This window comes from Zoogloea sp. JDB1 (assembly GCF_056724025.1).
The window spans coordinates 4,002,181-4,021,346 of record NZ_CM161496.1; the positions used below are offsets into that span (position 1 = coordinate 4,002,181).

At 64.4% G+C, this 19,166-nt stretch carries 13 protein-coding genes; 4 read left to right on the forward strand and 9 right to left on the reverse strand.

Features of this window, described 5'->3' with window-relative positions; genetic code table 11:
• Positions 1–360 precede the first annotated feature (360 nt).
• The 4 genes from AC1PPK_RS18080 to AC1PPK_RS18095 are packed head-to-tail and all read left to right on the forward strand — an operon-like array spanning position 361 to position 6,327.
• The gene (locus AC1PPK_RS18080; RefSeq protein WP_481114401.1) at positions 361–1,002 is read left to right on the forward strand and encodes a PDC sensor domain-containing protein; all 642 of its coding nucleotides are present in this window, start codon (positions 361–363) and stop codon (positions 1,000–1,002) included.
• Complete coding sequence (locus AC1PPK_RS18085; protein WP_481114402.1) at positions 996–4,142, forward strand: ATP-binding protein; 3,147 nt, start codon at positions 996–998, stop codon at positions 4,140–4,142. The genes AC1PPK_RS18080 and AC1PPK_RS18085 overlap by 7 nt, the downstream gene beginning before the upstream one ends.
• Positions 4,142–5,146, forward strand: a complete 1,005-nt coding sequence (locus tag AC1PPK_RS18090; protein ID WP_481114403.1) for a response regulator — start codon at positions 4,142–4,144, stop codon at positions 5,144–5,146. Before AC1PPK_RS18085 ends, AC1PPK_RS18090 begins: the two co-directional genes overlap by 1 nt.
• Positions 5,143–6,327, forward strand: a complete 1,185-nt coding sequence (locus tag AC1PPK_RS18095) for a response regulator (RefSeq protein WP_481114404.1) — start codon at positions 5,143–5,145, stop codon at positions 6,325–6,327. Before AC1PPK_RS18090 ends, AC1PPK_RS18095 begins: the two co-directional genes overlap by 4 nt.
• Positions 6,328–6,370: 43 nt before the next feature.
• Here AC1PPK_RS18095 and AC1PPK_RS18100 read toward each other — a convergent pair whose 3' ends face one another.
• The 9 genes from AC1PPK_RS18100 to benC all read right to left on the reverse strand — a co-directional run bounded on the left by AC1PPK_RS18100 (position 6,371) and on the right by benC (position 19,142).
• Positions 6,371–7,744 (reverse strand): porin, encoded by a 1,374-nt coding sequence (locus AC1PPK_RS18100; protein ID WP_481114405.1) that lies wholly within the window; start codon positions 7,742–7,744, stop codon positions 6,371–6,373.
• 119 nt (positions 7,745–7,863) lie between these two features.
• Entirely contained in the window at positions 7,864–11,400 is a 3,537-nt protein-coding gene (locus AC1PPK_RS18105; RefSeq protein WP_481114406.1) for an indolepyruvate ferredoxin oxidoreductase family protein, read from the reverse strand.
• Positions 11,401–11,583: 183 nt separating this feature from the next.
• Positions 11,584–12,372, reverse strand: a complete 789-nt coding sequence (dmpH, locus tag AC1PPK_RS18110; RefSeq protein WP_481114407.1) for a 2-oxo-3-hexenedioate decarboxylase — start codon at positions 12,370–12,372, stop codon at positions 11,584–11,586.
• A gap of 19 nt (positions 12,373–12,391) precedes the next feature.
• Positions 12,392–13,174, reverse strand: coding sequence for a 2-oxopent-4-enoate hydratase (gene dmpE, locus AC1PPK_RS18115; protein ID WP_481114408.1), 783 nt, complete (start codon positions 13,172–13,174; stop codon positions 12,392–12,394).
• Positions 13,175–13,280: 106 nt separating this feature from the next.
• On the reverse strand, positions 13,281–14,741 hold the full coding sequence (locus tag AC1PPK_RS18120) for a 2-hydroxymuconic semialdehyde dehydrogenase (RefSeq protein WP_481114409.1): 1,461 nt from the start codon (positions 14,739–14,741) through the stop codon (positions 13,281–13,283).
• 238 nt (positions 14,742–14,979) lie between these two features.
• On the reverse strand, positions 14,980–15,927 hold the full coding sequence (locus AC1PPK_RS18125) for a catechol 2,3-dioxygenase (RefSeq protein WP_481114410.1): 948 nt from the start codon (positions 15,925–15,927) through the stop codon (positions 14,980–14,982).
• Positions 15,928–15,971: 44 nt separating this feature from the next.
• Entirely contained in the window at positions 15,972–17,288 is a 1,317-nt protein-coding gene (locus tag AC1PPK_RS18130) for an MFS transporter (RefSeq protein ID WP_481114411.1), read from the reverse strand.
• 55 nt (positions 17,289–17,343) lie between these two features.
• Complete coding sequence (gene benD, locus AC1PPK_RS18135) at positions 17,344–18,129, reverse strand: benzoate diol dehydrogenase BenD (RefSeq protein WP_481114412.1); 786 nt, start codon at positions 18,127–18,129, stop codon at positions 17,344–17,346.
• Positions 18,126–19,142, reverse strand: a complete 1,017-nt coding sequence (benC, locus tag AC1PPK_RS18140) for a benzoate 1,2-dioxygenase electron transfer component BenC (RefSeq protein ID WP_481114413.1) — start codon at positions 19,140–19,142, stop codon at positions 18,126–18,128. Before benC ends, benD begins: the two co-directional genes overlap by 4 nt.
• Positions 19,143–19,166 lie beyond the last annotated feature (24 nt).

Here is a 19,166-nt window from a genome sequence, read left to right on the forward strand (position 1 = left end):
AAATATAGAAAGAACATCCTCCCGTGACACCCGGCAGGGAAACCCTTATCCCATAGCGGGTATATTCATCATGCTCCGGGCGAGCAGGGACAAGCCGGGCTCGCTTGCGCATTCCCAGTAAGGCATATCCCGAATTGTGTCCCATTGCACTACCTCCCAGCATTCACCGGGAATACTATTGGCAGAAAGAAAAGCCGGTCGATTTTTCTCGGATGAATCCAGGAGCCCAGAATCAGTTCCATTTATTTCATTTCGAAAGACCCCGAGAGCATTGGTGAAATAGACAGGCGCTATCTTCTCATCCAGTTCCTGTCCATTTTTCTGCCGGTAGCGCTGATCGTCATCGGGGGCGCCTGGCTGTTGGGACGCTCTTCGGAGCAGGCCGCGGTCACGCCGATCCTTGCCCACGAACAAGAGCATGTATCGGCCGCCCGCCGTCGCCTGGAGGACGACCTCGCTTTTCCCCTGGACCATATCCGCAGTCTGGTGACGGAGACCTCGGTCCGCAATGCCTACCTGTCCCCGTCCAGAGAGACACTCGCAGCAATGCAGGAAGCTTTCATCACGCTGCTGTCGCGCAACCCGGGCTACAGCTCCGTTCGCTGGATTGACCAGGACGGCCAGGAGCGGGTTCGCGTCGACTGGAACGGCGTCGACGGAAGACCCCTGCCGCGAACCCAGCTCCAGAACAAGCGCGACCGCTACTTCTTCAAGGACATCATGGGGATGCGGGACAACCTGGTCTACATCTCCCCCCTCGACCTGTTGATGGAAGGCGCTCACATCGTCGAGCCCTACACACCGACGCTCAGGGTCGGGCAGCGCGTGTTCGACGAGCACGGTAAGGTCCGTGGCTTCCTGCTGATCAATCTTGCCGCACGTAACAACATCGAGACGTTCATCAAGAGCGCAGCTCCGCTCGCCTCCCGCTTGCAGTTGCTCAATAAGGAGGCTATTGGCTGCGAAGCACCGATCCAACGGAGGAATGGGGCTTCGTGCTGAAGCACCCCCACACCTTCGGCACTCGCTATCCCGAGGCCTGGCAGGCCGTCACTGCCGCAGACAAAGGGCAGCAACGCATCGCGGACGATATCTGGACGTGGTCCACCATCGAATTGTCGAAAAGCTACAAGGGCCGCGTCGAAACCCGCAATATCTGGACAGTGATCAGCCGCCTGCCGGACGAGAGCCTCGCTCAGGTGCGCTGGAACGTCTGGTCGCAAATCTCGGTCGGCACCCTCCTCCTCCTGACCCTGTTTGCAGCCGGATGTCGCAGACTGGTCATCTCGAACACCCAGCGTAACGCACTTCACAACGCCGAGCAGATCACCCGTGAAGAAGCCCGGGCCACCCAACTGCTCTACCAGGCTCAGCAGAACTTCCAGGTCGTCTTCGAAGCCAACTCCAACGGCCTCGCGGTGGTGGATGCAAACGGCAGGATCGTCATGGCCAACCGGGAGTTGAGCCGGATATTCGGCTATGCCCATGAGGAATTGATCGGACACCCTCTCAGTCTCCTGATACCGGATGAAAGCCGCGACGTGCATGCATCCTTTCTTGCCGCCTATTTTCGCCACCCGTTCAACCGCAAGATGGGCAAGGGCGATGCCCTTTACGGCAAGCGCAAGAATGCCAGCCTGTTTCCCATTGAAGTCGGTCTGAGTCACTTTCGCGACAACAACCAGGATTTCGCGCTGGCCAATGTGGCCGACTTCACCGAACGCAACCGCGCGGAAGAACTCGAGAAATTCCGCGGTAGCGCACTACAGCTCTTTGTCGAGGGGGCTCCGCTGGAGCAGATCCTTAATGCAATGGTGCTCGGCATCGAGAAGATCGATCCGACCGCCCTGTGCAGCATCCTGCTGATCGGCCCGGGCGGCGGACAGATGCTGCACGCTGCCGTATCCAATCTGCCCACGTTCTACATTAAGACCATTGACGGCATGCCCATCGCCCCCGGTGAAGGCGCCTGCGGCACAGCGGCCCATTCAGGCCAGCGGGTGGTCGTCGAAGATATCCAGACCCACCCGTTCTGGGGCAAATACCGGGTCGTTGCCGCCCAGGCCGGGCTCGCCTCATGCTGGTCGGAACCCATCAAGGATTCGAACCACCAGGTGCTTGGTACGCTGGCCATTTACCACCGTACACAGTCCCTACCGACCGATAACGACATCAAGCTTATCAGCCATGTCGCTACACTGGTTTCCCTGGCGATCGAACGTAAATACGCCGAACTGACGTTGGCCAACTACCGGGACCACCTGGAGAATCTGGTCGAGGAGCGCTCCCGCACCATAAAGAAGCTCAACCAGCAGCTCGAAAGACGGGTTGAGGAAGCCGAGGACGCCAATCGGGCGAAAAGCACCTTCCTCGCCAATATGTCCCATGAGATACGCACCCCGCTGAACGTGATCATCGGCTTCTCTCAACTGCTCAAGAAGCCCATGGCGGGAACCACACACGCAGTCCGGCTCGACGAGATCATCTCTGCGGGGCATCACCTGCTGGCAATCATCAACGACATCCTAGACCTGTCCAAGATCGACGCGGAACAGATACGCCTTCAGAGCCTACCGTTCCGCGTCCCGACGGTCATTGATCACGTCCACAGCATGCTCACCATGCAGGCGGAGGAGAAAGGCCTCAAGCTGTGCATGGAAGTCGGCGATCGCCTGAACGACACTGTCGTCATCGGCGACGCCATGCGGCTTGGACAGATCCTCATCAACTTCATCAACAATGCCATCAAGTTCAGCGACCGGGGAAATATCGTCATTCGCACCCGGCTTGGAGCGCTTCACGATGACATGGTTGAAGTGAGTTTCGAGGTGGAGGACGAGGGTATCGGCATTTCCGATGAACAGCAGACACGCCTCTTCCAGGCCTTCAGCCAGGCAGACGCATCCACATCACGCAAGTACGGTGGAACCGGGCTGGGACTGGTCATCTCGCGCAAGCTCGCGATGCTGATGGGAGGCGACGCGGGAGTGCGCAGCCAGCCCGGCGTGGGCAGCACATTCTGGTTTACGGTCCGGCTATCCCTCGGAGCCCCGGACATGTTGCTCCAGAGCTCCGGGCCGGAGGCGAACGATGCGCCAATACGCACCAACGCACGGGTTCTCCTCGTGGAAGACAACGAACTCAACCAGGATGTGGCCCAGGAAATCCTCGCCGAGTCCGGACTCACTGCTGACATCGCCAACCATGGCGCGGAAGCAGTTGAAATGGTCCGGCTCAAAGCCTACGACCTCATCCTGATGGACATGCAGATGCCCGTCATGGACGGACTGGAGGCCACCCGGCGTATTCGGGCACTGCCGGGTTACGAGACCATCCCGATCATCGCGATGACGGCCAACGCCTTCGAAGAAGACCGCAATCGCTGCAAGGACGCTGGCATGAGCGACTTCGTCTCCAAGCCCGTCGAACCTCCCTTACTTTACCGAACCCTGCTCCACTGGCTGGGCACCGACACCACCATGTCCTCTTCTCCAGACTCCCCTCGCGCAGTAACACCCGCTGAACCCCCTGCCTCGCCCGCTGCAACCAACGAGCCGTCGGCTACCCAGGGACTGGCCGTCATTGCCGTCGAGCGTGGCGCCTTGATGTGGGGAAGCACGGAAAAACACCACCGCTTCCTGCAGAAATTCGTCGACCAGTTCGGCGACTTTGCAACGCGCCTGGACGCGGCGGCAAGCGACACCGACCGGGCCGCGCTCGTACACAAGCTCAGGGGGGCGGCCGCCAACATCGGCCTGGAATGGCTGGCGGATACGGCCCGCACCCTCGAACTGCAGCTCAAGCAGGGGCAGGATTGCGGCGCGACTCTCGAAGCGTTCAGGGAGGCACTGTCCGCGACGCTGGCGCGCATCACGGCCACAGGGGCCGGTGACGAGGCCGCGCCGAGTCATCCACAGTCGACGCCTGCCGTCCTGCAGCCCCTCTTCGAACAAATACGCGTGGCGCTGCAGAGGGACACGCCGGACGATGTGGAACCCCTCCTCGTGCAACTCAAGGCTCAAGTCCCCGAGGAGCCATTGAAGGCACTCACCGACGCTGTGTCCCGCTACGACTTCCGCGGCGCCGAACGAGCACTTTCCGCACTGGCCCAGGCTTGTGGCCTAATCGACGGAGGCCGGTAATGGCAGTCGGCCCGATCCTCGTCGTCGACGACGAACCCCTGAACCTGGACGCCATTCGCGAGGCCCTCAAGGCCAGCTATCGGCTGGTGTTCGCCACCAGCGGCAGCGACGCGCTTATCGCCGCCCGCCGGCACACGCCGTCCCTGATCCTGCTCGACATCCAGATGCCTGGCATGGACGGCTACGAGGTCTGTCAACAACTGAAGGCAGATCCTCAGACCGCTGCCATCCCGATCGTCTTCGTGACCAGCCTGTCGGAAACCCCGGACGAAACGTACGGCTTCCAGGTCGGCGCGGTGGACTACCTCACCAAGCCCATCCACCCGGCGATCGTCCAGGCGCGTGTCGCAAACCAGCTCAACCTGGTGCGAGCCTCCGAACTCGAACAGAGCCATCGGGACGCCATCAGCATGCTCGGCGAAGCCGGGCACTTTAACGATACCGACACCGGCCTGCACATCTGGCGGATGGCGGCCTACGCCCGCGCCATCGCCGCGGCCGCGGGCTGGAGCGATGAGGCCTGCGCGCTGCTGGAACTCGCCGCCCCGATGCACGACACCGGCAAGATCGGCATCCCCGGAACTGTGCTGCGCAAACCCGGCAAACTCGATGCGGATGAATGGGTCGTCATGCGCACCCACACCACCATCGGTCACGAGATCCTCAGCAAGAGCAAGGCACCGGTTTTTCAACTGGCGGCCGAGCTCGCCCTGCGCCACCACGAGAAATGGGACGGCAGCGGCTACCCGGATGGTCTCGCCGGCAGCGCCATTCCCGAATCGGCGCGCATCGTCGCGCTGGCGGACGTTTTCGATGCGCTGACGATGAAACGGCCATACAAGGATGCCTGGCCCGTGGAACGCGTGATAAGGTTCGTCGAAGAAAACTCGGGAACCCATTTCGAGCCACGCCTGATAGAGATATTTACCGCAATCCTCCCGCAGCTTCTGCAAATCAAGGAGACCTGGGACGCACGGGAGAACGCCACGGAAACGCAAACATGAGTGAGGACCTGTTCGACACCGACAGCACACCCCGGGCGCGGGTGATGATCGTCGACGACGACGAAATTTCCGCCAGCCTGCTCGAGAGCCTGCTGGAGGACGAATTCGAGACCTGTACCCTGTCATCAGGTGAAGCCTGCCTCGACCATGTGATCCGCTTCGGCCCCGATGTGGTGTTACTTGATATCCAGATGGACGGCATCGACGGCTACGAGACCTGCCGGCGCCTGCATGCGCTGGAAGAATGGTCCTCCGCCACCGAACAGCCGGTGGTCATCTTCTTCTCCGGCCACGACACCCTGGAGGAACGTCTCAAAGCCTATGAATCGGGTGGCGACGACTTCATCGCCAAGCCGCCGGCGCCGGAGGAGGTATTGAGCAAGGTCCGCGCACTGGTCACGCTGGTGGCCGAGCGCAAGCGCGTGCAGTCCGAAAAGGATTCCATGCAGAAGATGGCCATGTCCTTTCTCACCAATCTGGGTGAGAGCGGCGTGGCGCTGCATTTCCTGCGCAGCGGCCTGGCCTGCACGAATATGGCCGACCTGGCGCGCCTGACGATTGCCGCCCTGCGCGACTACGACCTGGATGCCAACGTGCAACTCGGCGCCCCTGGACGGGCCAAGACTTTCGTCCCGTCAGGGACCGCGACACCGCTGGAGGAATCGGTATTCGAGCAGGTTCGCAAGATGGAACGCATCTTCCAGTTCCGCCGCAAGATCGTCATCAACTACCCGTACGTCTCCATCCTCGTCAATAACTTCCCGATTGAGGACGAAGAGCGCTGCGGGCGCCTGCGCGACCATCTGGCGATCATCGCCGAAGGCTGCGAGGCGAGCATGTTGGCACTTCTGCGCGATACCGAGATACGAACCCGGACGGCCCTGCTGCAGGACACTGCCGCCGGCGTGGAGCACGCCATCGTCACCCTGCGCGAGCAGTACCGGGCCTTGCAGGCGGAAACCCGCCTGAGCCTGCATGACCTCAACCAGTTCTTCGCCAAGGAACTGATGTACCTCGGCCTGTCGGACGTCCAGGAAGAGCAGATGCTGGCCATTCTGTCCCGTGGGATCGAGCAGACGATGACGGCCTTCGACAAGGGGCTGGATTTCGACTCCCAGTTGGGCAGCCTGCTGGCCAACATCCGCGGGGGCGATTCCGCCTCGGACCCGTCCCCCCTTTGAAACTGAGCCCTGCGGACGATCCGTCCGCAGGGCTTGGCCCGCCTTAGAACACGTGGTTCACACCGAGCATATAGCCGCTCGGGTCGTAGCCCGGCTTGGCCACCGTGCCGACCAGGTTGCCGCCGTCCGTCAGGCTGTAGCTGGCGTTGGTCTTGTTGAGCACCTTGCCCCAGGTGCCGTACAGCGTCGTGCTGTCCTGCAGCTTGTACGCGTAGGCAAGCCCCAGCAGGTTGGCGTCGCGGTTCTTGATCGACTTGTCGTCGAGCTGGCTGTAGCTCACGAAGGCCTTGCCACGCCACACCGGGATGCCGGCACTGACGCTCCAGCCTTCGGCCTTCGACAGCGTGGCCGTCACGTTCTCGTAGTTGCCGCCACTGATCCGGCCGGCCACATAGTTGCCATACAACGTGGCGAAGCCCAGGTTGTAGCTGCCGCCGACCTGCCAGCCGCGGCGCTTCGCCAAGCCGGTTTCCTGCGGGCCGGTCGCCGGGGCGACGTAGCTGGCGTTGTCTACGTTCCACGCCGTCACCGTGGCGTTGAGCGGGCCGCCGCTGTAGTACAGGGCCAGGTCGCCGCCGCGGCCGGCCTTGTCGGTGGTCACCGTCGTCGAACCGGCAGCGACCGGCGTCACCATGTTCACGTTGTTCTCGCTACCGCTGCTCAGCGTCAGTTGGCCGGAGAAGCCGGCGACCTTCGGCGAGGCATAGACGAGGGAATTGTTGAGGCGCGTCGGCATGCCGCCGATCACCGGCAGCAAGCCAGCGGAGGAGCCGAAGAAACCGGCGCCCATTGCCGCCGACATCACCGAGGAGGTGTAGGAACCAGCGTACTGGCGGCCCGCCGTCACGGAGCCAAAGCGGGTCGAGAGGCCAGCGTAGATCTGCCGCGAGAAGATCTGGCTGCCGTTGCTGGTCTGCCCGCCGCTGGACACCGCGGTGTTGTTGATGCCCGGCGTGATCGCGCCGGTGCCGACCGAGCCGGTGTCGAACAGCAGGCCGGCTTCCATCAGGTACACCGCCTTGATCTCGTCGCCGAGTTCCTTCTCACCCTTGAAGCCGATCCGCGAGGAGGACATGCCGCCGGAGCCGATGGTGGACTTCTGGCCGAAGCCGCTGTTCACCGTGGACGCGCTGACATCCGCCACGCCGTAGATCGTCAGCGTGCCGGACGGGCCGGTCGGCACACCCATCTGCAGGCCGGCACCGCGGGCCGGGCCGCCGGTCTGGATTTCGGTCTTCTTCTGCTCCTCCTGGTTCTTCATCAGCTGCTGGATCAGCTCGCGCTGTTCGGCCAGCTCGCGCTTGAGCGCGTCGATCTCGCTCTCGGCAAAGGCCGGCGCGGCGGCGCCAGTGCCAAAGGCGGCCAGCAAGAGCAGGCTCAGCGGGCGACGGAGGGTAGCGGGCGTGTTGTTCTGCATGGTCAGTCTCTTCCTTGGTCCGGTGATTAGCCGGGATGGGTTGGCCCCTCTGTGGGGGCTGCATGTCGAGCCGGCAGCAATCGCTACCGGCCCGGTGTTGCTCAGTGACGCGTGCTCGCTCAGGCCCGCATCTGCAGCGGCTGGGCGTTGCGGAAGGCCTCCAGGCGTTCGGCCTGCAGGGCCTTGGCGGCGGCCACGTTCTTCTCCTTCACGTGGCCGTAGCCGCGGATCTCGTCGGGCACGCTGGCCAGGTCCACCGCCGCCGCGTGATTGGCGGCGTCGAGCCGGGCGAGGATGTCGTCGAGCAGCACGATGTAGTCCTCAACGGCCTGACGTTCCTCGCGGCGCTCGGCGCTCTTGCCAAAGATGTCCAGAGCGCCGCCGCGCAGGCTCTTGAAGCGGGACAGCAGGCGGAAGGCCTTCTGCATCCAGGGGCCGTAGACCTTCTTCTGCAGCTCGCCGGTCTTCGGGTCGCGGTCGGCCAGGAGCGGCGGCGCCAGGTGGTACTTCAGCGTGTAGCCGTGCTTGAACTGGGCGTCGAGCTGGGCCAGGAAGGCCGGATCGCTGTGCAGGCGGGCCACCTCGTACTCGTCCTTGTAGGCCATCAGCTTGTAGAGGTAGCGGGCGGCCGCCTCGGCGAGCGCGGTCTGGCCCGGCAGCAGGCGCGATTCGGCACCGCGCACCTTCTTCACCACATCGGCGTAGCGCTTGGCGTAGGCCTCGTCCTGGTAGGCGATCAGCTCGGGGATGCGCACTTCGAGCAGGCGCTTGAGCTCGCCCTGGGCGCCCACCGTGTCGAGGATGACGCGGGCCGTCGGCGTCAGGGCCGGGACGGCACGCAGGGCGATCACCGGGGCATTGCCGCGGGCCACCTCGGCCTCGACGAAGGCCCGATCCACCACCGCCATGCGGCCCCACTTGAAGGCAGCAAGGCTCGTCTCCACGCCGACGCCGGACTGGCGGATCGCCGTTTCGATGGACTCCGCGGCCAGCGGCAGCGTGCCGGCCTGATAGGCCACGCCGACCATGAACAGGTTGGTCGCCATGCTGTCGCCGAACAGGCCCTCGGCCAGCGCCTGCCCGTCGAGGAAGACGTTGTCGGCCTTACGGGTGACGCGGTTCAGACCCGCGGTCAGCCCGGTCACCGCCGGGAAATGCACGTGGCGGTCGGAGACCATGTGGCCGGTCGGCGTCTCGGTGGTGGACACGATGGCGATCGTGCGCTCCGGGTGGCACTTGTCCAGATTCTTCGGATCCGTCGCGTTGAGGATGTCGAAACCCAGGTAAAGATCGGCGCTGCCGTCGGAGATCTTGTTGGCGCCGGCAAAGGGCTGCGCGCTGACCTTGATGTCCGAGATCACCGCCCCGCCCTTCTGGGCCAGGCCGGTCTGGTCGAGGCCGACCACGTGCTTGCCTTCCATCCGTGCGGCGTTGGCGAGGGTCGCCACGACGGTCACTGAGCCGGTGCCGCCGATGCCCATCACATGCACGCCGAAGTCGCCGGTGATCTTGAACTCGGGCTGCGGAAGCTCCCGCTCCAGGGCCGGGATGCGGCCCTTCTTCTTTTTCTTCGGCGCGTCGCCAGCGGCCGGCTCGGGGTTCGGCGTGACCGTCACGAAGGACGGGCAGAAGCCCTTCACGCAGGAGAAATCCTTGTTGCAGGACGACTGGTGGATGCGTGTCTTGCGGCCGAACTCCGTCTCGACCGGCTCCACGCTCATGCAGTTGGACTTCTCACCGCAGTCGCCGCAGCCTTCGCAAACGCGCTCGTTGATGATGGTGACTTCCGCCGGCTCGGCAGCCTTGCCGCGGCTGCGGGCACGGCGCAGCTCGGCGGCGCATTCCTGGTCGTGCAGCAGCACGGTGGTGCCCGGCGTGGCGGCCAGCTCGCGCTGGGCCTCGTCGAGGCGGTCGCGATGCCACACTTCGGTGTGGCCGGGCAGCTGGATGCCGGAGTAATTGGCTGGCTCATCGGTGGTCACGATCACCCGGCGCACGCCATTGGCGAGCAGGTCGGAGACCATCGCCACGACCGGGTGGGCGCCCATGATCTCCTGGCCGCCGGTCATCGAGGTGTGCGCATTGACCAGCAGCTTGAAGGTGATGTTCACACCGGTGGACGCCGCGTACCGGATCGCGAGGCTGCCGGAGTGGGCGTAGGTACCGTCGCCCATGTTCTGGAAGATGTGCTCGGTGCCGGTGAAGGGCGCCATGCCGATCCACTGGGCGCCTTCGCCGCCCATGTGGGTGCCCATCACCACGTTGCGGTCCATCCACATGGCCATGGTGTGGCAGCCGATGCCGGCCGACACGATGCTGCCTTCCGGCGCCACCGTGGAGCTGTTGTGCGGGCAGCCGGAGCAGTACCAGGCGGTACGGTTCATGGTCGGCAGCTTGTTACGCGCATGGATCTCGTCGAGGCGCTTGATCCAGGCTTCTGCCGATTCGATGCGCGCCTTGCGGGACAGGCGCTTGAGCAGCGCGCGGGCGATCACGTCGGACTCGAACTCGCCGTAGTGCGGCAGCAGCTCCTGGCCCTCGTCGTCGAACTTGCCGACGATGCGCGGCGCGTTGGCGCGGCCGTAGAGCACTTCCTTGGCGAACATCTCGAGGAAGGGACGCTTCTCCTCGATGACGAAGATCTCTTCCAGACCCTCGGCGAACTCGCGCACGATGGTCGGTTCCATCGGGAACAGCATGCCCATCTTGAGGATGCGGATGCCGTAGCGGCGCAGGGCCTCGTCGTCCAGGCCCATCTCGAGGAAGGCCTGGCGCACGTCGTTGTAGGTCTTGCCGGCGGTGACGATGCCGAGCCAGGCGTCCTTGTTGTCGAAGACGATGTTGTTGAGCTTGTTGGCGCGAGCGTAGCGGCGTGCCACTTCGAGGCGACGGGTGTACAGGGACTGCTCCATCTCCAGCGCCTCGACACGCACGTTCATCCCCAGGTTCATGTTGGGGAAGAACGGCTTGCCGTCGAAGTTGAGATCGGGCGTCACGAAGTCGAGGCGCGCCGGGTCCACGTTGGCCGTGCCGCTGCCGTCCGCCACGTTGGTGACGATCTTCATGCCGATCCACAGGCCGGACAGGCGGGACATGTTGTAGCCGTGCAGACCCAGGTCGAGGATCTCCTGCACGTTGCCGGGGAACAGGGACGGGATGCCCACGTGGTAGAGCATCGGCTCCGACTGGCTGCACAGGGACGAGCTCTTGCAGCTCGGGTCGTCGCCGGCAATCGCCAGCACGCCGCCGTTCTTGCCGATGCCGGTGTAGTTGGCGTGCTTCAGCGCGTCGCCGCTGCGGTCCACGCCGGGCGCCTTGCCGTACCACATGCCGGTGACGCCATCGAACTTGGGCTTGCCGACGGTGTGCATCATCTGCGTGCCCCACACGGCGGTGGCGGCCAGATCCTCGTTGAGACCGTCGACGAAATGAATGTGGTTGTCGAGGAGCAGCTTCTGCTGCTTGATCAGCGCGGCGTCGAGCATGCCGACCGGCGAACCCCGGTAGCCCGAGATGAACATGCCGGTCTTGAGGCCGCGGCGGGCGTCGGTGCGCACCTGGTCCAGGCTGAGGCGCACCAGCGCGTCGATGCCGCCCAGGTGGATCGTCCCCTCTTCGCGGGTGAAGATGTTCGAAAGGTCTTGCTTGGATGACATGGAAAAGTCCTCTTCCGGTCGCGCCGCCCTCCTCTCTCCATTTCTGCAGGCCGAACGGAAGCCGGCCTCGCTCGCAAGGAGCGTCGCCAGCCGCCGGCATGGGCCGGAATTCAGGAATGGAGGATCAGGTGCAGCGATTTGCTGCCCGGCGGACTCCACGCCGCCGGGCACTGCGGCACTGCTTTAGACGAAGCGCATCGAGACGGAGCCGAGATCCTGGAAGCGCACGTTCACGTGGTCGCCCGGATTCACCGTAATGGCTTCGGTGACGCCGCCGGTCATGATGAAGGTGCCGGCCGGGATCTCCTGGCCGCGGGCGCCCAGGTGGTTGGCGAGCATCGCCACGGCGGTCAGCGGGTGGCCCAGCACTGCGGCGCCGGCGGCCATCGCCTTGATCTCGCCGTTGATCTCCATCACCACGCCGAGGGTGCGCAGGTCGAGGCCTTCCAGGTCGCGCATGGTGTTACCGACCACGAAGCGGGACGACGAGGTGTTGTCGGCGATAACGCTCTTCAGGTCGAACTTGAAGTCGCGGTAGCGGGAGTCGATGACTTCCACCGCCGGCAGCACGAAGTCCACCGCCGCCATCACGGCGCCCACGTGGCAACCGGGGCCCTTCAGCTGGGCCTTGGTGACGATGCAGATCTCGGCCTCGACCTTCGGGTGGATCAGCTCGGCGTGCTTGATGTCGCCGCCGTCCGGGCGGGCCATGTAGTCGGCGACGAAGCCGAACACCGGCACGTCGACACCCATCTGCTTCATCTTGGCGAAGGACGTCAGGCCGCACTTGAGGCCGGCGACCTTGTTGCCGCGGGCTTCCTTGCGGCGGCGGATCTCGTCCTGGATCGCGTAGGCGTCGTCCCAGTCCATATCCGGATGGTCGTCGGTGATTTTGGTGACGTCGCGGGCCTGCAGCTCGGCGCTTTCCAGGTGCTCGGCGAGGGAGAGGATGGTGGCGTGATCGAGTTTCATGGGGGTGTGCTTTCGGAAATCAGATGAAACGGACCGACGTGCCGCCCAGGCCGCCGACGCTGCAGGTAAGGCTGTCGCCGGCCTTGACCGGAACGAGCGGGGATTGGGAGCCGGACAGGATCACCTCGCCGGCCTTCAGCGCGATGCCCAGGCGGCCGAGGGTGTTGGCCAGCCACACCACGGCATTGACCGGCGAGCCCTGCACGGCGGCGCCGGTGGAGGTGCTGATGATCTCGCCGTTCTTCTCGAGGACCATGCCGGCCAGCGCCAGGTCCAGGTCGCGCGGGCTCTTGCGCACGCCACCGAGCACCAGTACGCCGCAGGAGGCGTTGTCGGCGACGGTGTCCTGGATCTTGATCTTCCAGTCGCGGATGCGGGAATCGACGATCTCAAAGCACGGCACCACACATTCAGTGGCGCGCAGCACGTCGGCCGCGGTAACTCCAGGACCCTGCAGGTCGCGCTTGAGGATGAAGGCCACTTCGGCCTCGGCCTTGGGGGCGATCATGGAATCCACCGGGATCGCCTCGCCCTCGTTGTAGATCATGCCGGAGGTCATCTGACCGAAGTCCGGCTGGTCAACCTTGAGCATGTCCATCACCACCTTGCTGGTGACGCCGATCTTCTTGCCGATGATGGTCTCGCCGGCGTCCAGACGGCGCTGGATCATGCGCAGCTGGATCTGGTAGGCGTCTTCGATGGTGATCTCGGGTTCGCGGTCGGTCAGCGGGTCCACCGCGGTGCGGGTGATCAGTGCGTTGTAGAGCTCGTCACCGTATTGCTCGATCTTGTTCTGGTTCATGGAAGGCTTCCGTCAGTCTGTTGGGTATGGGTGCCGGCCCCGGAGGGAGGGGGCCAGGGCCGGCGGGCGCACCATGGGGGCAGTGCGCCGTGGGAGCGGAGTCTGGTCAGTACTTGATCATCACGTTGCGCAGCTCGGTGTAGAACTCCAGCGAGTGCAGGCCGCCTTCACGGCCGATGCCGGACTGCTTGGAGCCGCCGAAAGGCGTGCGCAGGTCGCGCAGGAACCAGCTGTTGATCCAGCACAGGCCAACTTCGATCTGCGTGGCCAGGCGGCTGGCGCGGCTGATGTCCTGGGTGTAGATGGAGGTCGCGAGGCCGTACTTGGTGTCGTTGGCCATGCGCACCGCTTCTTCTTCGGTGTCGAAGGGCTGGATGTGGCAGCACGGTCCGAAGATCTCCTCACGCACGACGGAGGCGGTTTCCGGCAGGCCGGTCCAGATGGTCGGCTCGACCCAGCAGCCGTCCTTCAGCTCGTCCGGCATCAGCGGCACGCCGCCGCCGGTGACGATGGTGGCGCCTTCGGCCTTGGCCTTCTCGTAGTAGGACAGCACCTTCTTCTGGTGCACCTTGCTGACCAGCGGGCCGATCTTGGTGTCCGCGTCGAAGGGAAGGCCCGGCTTCATCGCCTCGGCCTTGGCCTTCAGCGCATTCACGAACTTGTCGAAGATCGGGCGCTCGACATACACGCGCTCGGTGCCCAGGCAGACCTGGCCGCAGTTCTCGAAGACCGAGCGGGTGACGGTGTTCACCGCGTTCTCGAAATCGCAGTCGGCGAACACCACGGCGGCATTCTTGCCGCCCAGTTCCAGCGACACCGGGCGGATGCCGTCGGCGCCGGCCTTCATGATGGCGGTGCCGGTCTTGGTCTCGCCGGTGAAGGTGATGCCGTTCACGTCCGGGTGGGCAGTCAGCAGCGCGCCGGCGGAATCCACGCCGTAGCCATTGACCACGTTGTACACACCGGCGGGCACGCCGACCTTGTTCATCACCTCGCCCAGCAGGGTCGCGGTGGCGGGGGTGACTTCGGAAGGCTTGACGACCACGGTGTTGCCGCAGGCCAGCGCCGGGCCGACCTTCCAGGTCATCAGCAGCAGCGGCAGGTTCCACGGGCTGATCACCGCGATTACGCCGCGCGGCGTGCGCACGCCGTAGCTGCGGGCGGTCTTTCCGTCGGGGGTGCGCATCTCGAAGGACTCGGTGGAGACGTTCTTGATGGTGTCGGTGAAGATCTGGAAGTTGGCCGCGCCACGGGGAATGTCGATGTGGGACGCCAGATGGGCCGGCTTGCCGGTGTCGGCGATCTCGGCCTGCAGGAAGTCATCGAAGCGGTTGTTGATCTCGGCGACGATGCCATCGAGCATCTTGCAGCGCTCGACCACCGACAGCTTGCCCCAGGGGCCGTGCAACGCGGCCTTCGCGGCGGCCACGGCGGCATCCACTTCGGCCTTGCCGGCCTCATGGACCAGGCCGATCAGGGAGTTGTCCACCGGGTTGCGGTTTTCGTAGGTCTTGCCGCTGACGTTGGTGACGTACTCGCCGTTGATGAAGTTCTTGAATTCTTTCATGTCTTTCTCACTGTCTGAGGTCTCGTAGGCCCGGCTGGTCACGGCACCTGGGCGGGCACGGCCCGACGGGAGCTGGACACTTCTTCCGGATAGATCGCTCGGCGGGGGCGCTGTTCTCTGCCTCGGTCGATCGATTGAGTCTAGTTTAGCGAGATTTTATTGAAATCTCGATATTTTTTTATTCTGTTGTTATCCCATGACGACTCCCTCGCGGGCGCCGCCATGGGTAGTGCGCAGATCAGGTGAACACGCTCAGGAAAGCCTCGTTGAGCTTGCGGTCGTGATAGAAGATCGCAGGCCCGAGGGTTTCGTCGTACCAGGTGATGGCCGGCTTGTCCGGGTAGGCAATGTAGCCGCCGGAGAACACCTCGTTGCGGTTGCCGGAGGGATCGAAGAAGTAGATCGTCTCGCCGCGGGTGATGCCGTGGCGGGTCGGCCCGATGTCGATCGAAGTGTGCGTACGGGACAGCACGTCACCGGCGTGGAGCACCTTTTCCCAGCTGCCCAGCTCGAAGGACACGTGGTGCAGCTTGCCCTTCACCGGCTGGCGGATGAAGGCCACGTCGTGGGCCTTGTTGGCGCAGGTCAGGAAAGTGCCGATCATGAAGTCCGGCTGGTTCTTCAGCACCACCTTCTCGGTGATGTAGAAACCGAGCACCTCGGTGAACACCTTCACCGTGCCGTCCAGGTCGTCGCCGTACAGCAAGCAGTGGTCGAAGCGCGACGGGGAGATGCCGACCAGGCCGTCGGGCCACGGGTTCGGGTTGATGTTGGGGCCGTCGGTGCCGCAGTTGTTGCCGATCTGCTCTTTTTCGGCGAACAGCTCCATCACGTGGCCGGTGGGCACCGTGAAGCGGAAGCGCTTGCCGGTCTTGGGATGCTCGCCCGCCTCAATCCAGCCGAGGTCGGAGCACAGGCCGCAGGCTTCCAGGTCGGCGGCCAGCTTGTGGAGGGTGGCGACGGAGTCCACCTTCCAGCCCATGTAGTCCATGCCCGCGTTGTCCGCCTCGCGCAGCACGATGCTGTGGTGGTCGTGCTCGTCCCAGGCCTTGAGGAACACGCGGCCCTGGGCATCGCGCTCCACTTCGATCAGCCCCAGCACGTCCTTGTAGTGCTTGAGCGCGGGTTCCAGCTCCAGCACACGCAGGGAAATGTGGCCGGGGCGCAATACGCCGGTGATTGCCATTTGATTTGTCTCCTGGTTGGGTTGTGGGTTCGGCCCTGCTCCGCTCAGTGGTGGGCGGATGCGGAACGACCGTGGTTGATCATGGAAACGGCCAGCGTGGCGATCACCGCGGGGACCGCGATGGCCATGAAGTTGTGCTGCAGCGGGAGGGACATGCCGACCAGGGTGCCGATGACGATCGGCGCCAGGATCGCGCCGCTGCGGCCAACGCCGGACGCCCAGCCGATGCCGGTGGAGCGCACCGCCATCGGGTAGTACTGGCCGACATAGGCGTAGGTGAGGATCTGCGTGCCGATGGTGGAGGCGCCGGCCAGGCCGACCAGCAGGTACAGCACTTCGGTCGGGACCTTGTAGCCGAGCAGCGTGATGGACACTGCCGCCAGGGCGTAGAAACCGACCAGCACGTGCTTGATGTGGAAGCGGTCGGCCAGCCAGCCGCCGCCGATGGCCCCGATCATCGCGCCGAAGTTGAGCACCAGCACGAAGGTCAGCGCCGAACCGAGGCTGTAGCCGGCGCCGGCCATCAGCTTGGCGAGCCAGGAGCTGAGGGCATACACCATGAACAGGCACATGAAGAAGGCCACCCAGAACATCGTGGTGCTGAAGCCGCGGCCATCCTGGAAGAGCTTGCCGATCGGCGCACCGTGGGCGTGGTGGGCATGGGGCAGCACGAACTCGTCACCGGCGGCCGGCACGTAGGACGGCTCGATGCGCGGCAGGATGCGCTTCACCTCTTCGGCACGGCCATGCTTGACCAGAAAGGCCATCGACTCCGGCAGGGACTTGAGGATCAGCGGGATCAGCAGCACCGGCAGGCCGGCGGCGATGAACACCGATTGCCAGCCGTAGCTCTCGATCAGCCCCTTGCCGAGCAGCGCCGCCAGCATGCCGCCCACCGAGTAGCCGCTGAACATCAGCGTCACCAGCGTGCTGCGCATCTTGCGCGGCGAGTACTCGGTCATCTGGGCGACCACGTTGGGCATCACTCCGCCGATACCCAGCCCCGCCAGGAAGCGGGTGATGCTGAAGCTGACGGGGTCGCTGGCGAAACCTGCCGCGGCAGTAAACACGCTGAACAACAGCATGCAGATCGCGATGGCCCAGCGGCGGCCGATCTTGTCGGCGATGGTGCCGAGGAAGATCGCGCCGAACATCATGCCGAACAGCGCCGAGCTGACCATGAAGCCGGCGTTGGTCGGGGAAACGCCCATCTCCTTCATGATCGACGGCAGCGCGATGCCGGCCACCGCCAGGTCGTAACCGTCGAAGATGATGATGAGGGCGCACCAGAACAGCACGAGGCCATGAAAGCCGCCAAAACGTGCGTGATCGGTGAGCTTGTGTACGTCGATCTGTGCCATGTTGTCTCGCTTATTTAGTTGTTATGAAAAATGGGGAGGGACGAAGCTGCCGGCGTCAGCCGAGGTCGCCACCACCGACCGGCACGACCAGACCGGTGATGTAGGAGGACTCGTCGGAAGCCAGGAAGAGGATCGGGGCCACCTGCTCGTCGATCGTGCCGTAGCGGTGCATCAGGCTCGAATCGATGGTCTGGTCGATGACGCCCTGGTACCAGCGCTGCTCCTGCTCGGTCGGCTGGGCCTGGTTGCGCGGGATGCGGCGCGGCGGTGCCTCGGTGCCGCCGGGGGCGGTGGCGTTGATGCGGATGCCGTCCTTGGTGTGCTCCATGGCGATGGAGGCGGTCAGCGCATTGACGCCGCCCTTGGCTGCGGAATACGGCACGCGATGCACGCCACGGGTGGCGATGGACGACACATTGACGATGACGCCCTTCTTCTGCGCCAGCATCGGCGGCAGCACGGCACGGCAGCACCACAGGGTCGGGAACAGGGAGCGGCGGATCTCCGCCTCGATCTGCGCCTCTTCGTAATGCTCGAAGGGCTTGGCCCAGATCGTGCCGCCGACGTTGTTGATCAGCACATCGACGCGCCCGAAGCGGGTCAGCGCCTCGGCCACCACTGACTCGGCGCCGGCGAAGGTTTCCAGATCGGCCTGGAAGGCAGCAGCCTTGCCGCCGGCCTGGGTAATCTCGGCGACGACCTCGTCCACCAGCGGCGAGCGATCCACCGCCAGCACTGCACCACCTTCGGCAGCCACATTCAGGGCCACGCCGCGGCCGATGCCCTGGGCCGCGCCGGTTACGATGACGACTTTGTCGGTAAAGCGATCGGCCCGGCTCATGCTGCTGCTCCTTCGCTGGAGGCGGAGAACTTCTCGAAGTAGAAGTTGGCCGGGGTCACAGCGGCACTCGTCATCCATTTACGTACGCCTTCGACCATCGGAGGGGGGCCGCAGACGTACACATCGACATTGCCGTCGTTCAGATTGGCAGGCGTCAGGTGATCGGTGACGTAGCCCAGGCGCGGATGGCCGCTGACCGAGTCCACCACACAGGTGACGTAGTCGAAATTGGGCATCGCCGCCTTCAGAGCCTCGAGCGTGTCCAGTTCGACGAGGTCGTCGTTGGTATTGACGCCATAGGCCAGCAGAATAGGCTGGCTGGTCGGGTTGTCCTGCAGCCAGCGCAGCATGGACAGGAAGGGCGCCAGGCCGGTGCCGCCGGCGAGCATCAGGATCGGACGCTGCGCCGGGCGCAGGTAGAAGCTGCCGTAGGGGCCGGTGAAGGTCATCGCGTCGCCGGTATTGGCCTTGCTGCGCATGAAAGTGCTCATCAAGCCGTTCGGGACGTCGCGGATCAGGAAGGACAGCGCGTTGCTGTTAGGCGCGGAGCTGAAGGAATAGGCACGGGTTTCCTGGGTGCCCGGCACGTTCAGATTGACGTATTGGCCTGGCAGGAAGGACAGCGGCTTGTCGGCCTGCAGCGCGAACGACACAGTGGTCGCGGAGTCGCGGTCGATCTTCGACAGCTTGCCGCCGTGGGTAGCCACCTCGGTCTTGCAGGCGGCGGACGAGGCCGGCACGCGGATCACGCAGTCGGATTCCGGGCGCATCTGGCAGGTCAGGATGAAGCCCTGCGCAGCCTCGTCGTCGGTCAGGGCGTCCTCGATGTACACGCCCTGGGTGTAGCGGCCACTTTCGCAGTGGCACTTGCAGGTGCCGCAGGCGCCGTCGCGGCAATCCAGCGGAATGTTGATCTTGGCCCGGTAGGCGGCATCCGCCACCAGCTCGTCGGCTTCGCAGGGAATGATGCGGGTAACCCCGTCTTCGAACTGCAGCGCAATGTTGTAGGTCATGGTGAGCGCCCCTCTGTCGTGGAG

What these genes read in the sequence shown, in the direction of transcription:
- AC1PPK_RS18090 (WP_481114403.1), top strand. Translation starts at nt 4,142, where the DNA reads ATGGCAGTCGGCCCGATCCTCGTCGTCGACGACGAACCCCTGAACCTG.
- AC1PPK_RS18095 (WP_481114404.1), top strand. Translation starts at nt 5,143, where the DNA reads ATGAGTGAGGACCTGTTCGACACCGACAGCACACCCCGGGCGCGGGTG.
- AC1PPK_RS18100 (WP_481114405.1), bottom strand. Translation starts at nt 7,744, where the DNA reads ATGCAGAACAACACGCCCGCTACCCTCCGTCGCCCGCTGAGCCTGCTC.
- AC1PPK_RS18105 (WP_481114406.1), bottom strand. Translation starts at nt 11,400, where the DNA reads ATGTCATCCAAGCAAGACCTTTCGAACATCTTCACCCGCGAAGAGGGG.
- dmpH (WP_481114407.1), bottom strand. Translation starts at nt 12,372, where the DNA reads ATGAAACTCGATCACGCCACCATCCTCTCCCTCGCCGAGCACCTGGAA.
- dmpE (WP_481114408.1), bottom strand. Translation starts at nt 13,174, where the DNA reads ATGAACCAGAACAAGATCGAGCAATACGGTGACGAGCTCTACAACGCA.
- AC1PPK_RS18120 (WP_481114409.1), bottom strand. Translation starts at nt 14,741, where the DNA reads ATGAAAGAATTCAAGAACTTCATCAACGGCGAGTACGTCACCAACGTC.
- AC1PPK_RS18125 (WP_481114410.1), bottom strand. Translation starts at nt 15,927, where the DNA reads ATGGCAATCACCGGCGTATTGCGCCCCGGCCACATTTCCCTGCGTGTG.
- AC1PPK_RS18130 (WP_481114411.1), bottom strand. Translation starts at nt 17,288, where the DNA reads ATGGCACAGATCGACGTACACAAGCTCACCGATCACGCACGTTTTGGC.
- benD (WP_481114412.1), bottom strand. Translation starts at nt 18,129, where the DNA reads ATGAGCCGGGCCGATCGCTTTACCGACAAAGTCGTCATCGTAACCGGC.
- benC (WP_481114413.1), bottom strand. Translation starts at nt 19,142, where the DNA reads ATGACCTACAACATTGCGCTGCAGTTCGAAGACGGGGTTACCCGCATC.